Consider the following 1,154-nt stretch of genomic DNA (forward strand, 5'->3'; position numbering starts at 1 on the left):
TAACCTAAAGAGTAAAAGCAGCAGGATAAAGACCGACGCTCGTTTGATACCAAGATATCGCCCCTGATTTTAGTCCCCTGCTGCTGTTTTCTTCCAAATCCGGATAGAACGTTGTTTGACTAAAACTTTTACCATGGTGGATCAGAAGAAAACCTCTTTAATAAAAAGATTTTGTATGTCAAAAGTATCAAAAAAAGTAATTGGAGTGGATGTTGGAGCAAAATATTTAACAGTAAGCTTTAAAGATTTGGAAGGCAGAGATCTGGTTTTTAACATCGAAAACAGCAAACACGCCATTTTATTATTTCTTAAAAAGTTCAGTGTTGAGGATTATTGTTTTGTGATTGAGGCCACAGGAAATTACAGTCATCGTATTTTGCATTTATCTTTACTTCAGGGCTTTGAATCGAGTTTAATCAATTGTATGTCGATTAAGTATTTTGCGAGCCTGAAAAATATCATCAGCAAAACGGATTTTGAAGATGCCAAACTGATCCGATTGTATGGAGAAACCTTTGTACGTAAGGTTTATCTTGCTAAAAGTGTTGAGATAGAATATTTAGATCAGGAGCTTAAATTACTAAATGATTTGGAAGAAGAAAAACGAAGATATGAGGTAAAGCTCAAATCTCTTCACTACAATTTACACCTGAATCCCAACGTGGAAAAGCATTACGAAAGAAGGATTAAGCATCTGGCAAAAGAGATTAAGGAGGTTTTGAGCCGTCTTCCCGAACTTCAGGACGAAGAATTTAAGGAAACTAAAGACTTGCTGCAATCCGTGTCAGGCATTGGGGAAAAGACTTCTCTTCAGTTGATGACAGCAACTTCAGGTTTTAAGAATTTTAACTCTGCAAAATCTTTATCCAAGTATTTTGGCTTGGCTCCGCGGATTCATCAATCGGGAAAGAAATCCTATTCCCCTGGAAAATGTAGGACATCAAAGACTCATATCCGAGGCTTGATCTATGTGTGTTCGTGGTCTGCAATAAAGCATAACAAGCAGTGCAAAGAATTTTACGAAAGACTTCTTTCTCAAGGGAAGGCAAAGAAATTGGCTTTGATAGCGGTTTGTAATAAACTTTTGAGAATCTGTTTTGGAGTGGTGAAGAATAAGACGAAATATCAACCGGATTATCAAAAAAACTTTAAAA

At 36.4% G+C, this 1,154-nt stretch carries 1 protein-coding gene; it reads left to right on the forward strand.

Going from position 1 to position 1,154, the window contains the following annotated elements:
- Positions 1 to 175 precede the first annotated feature (175 nt).
- A partial coding sequence (locus ABEG63_RS21505; RefSeq protein WP_346587484.1) for an IS110 family transposase occupies positions 176 to 1,154 on the forward strand: 979 nt, incomplete at its 3' end.

Origin of the sequence: Chryseobacterium sp. C39-AII1 (genome assembly GCF_039672645.1) — a bacterium.
GTDB lineage: Bacteria > Bacteroidota > Bacteroidia > Flavobacteriales > Weeksellaceae > Chryseobacterium.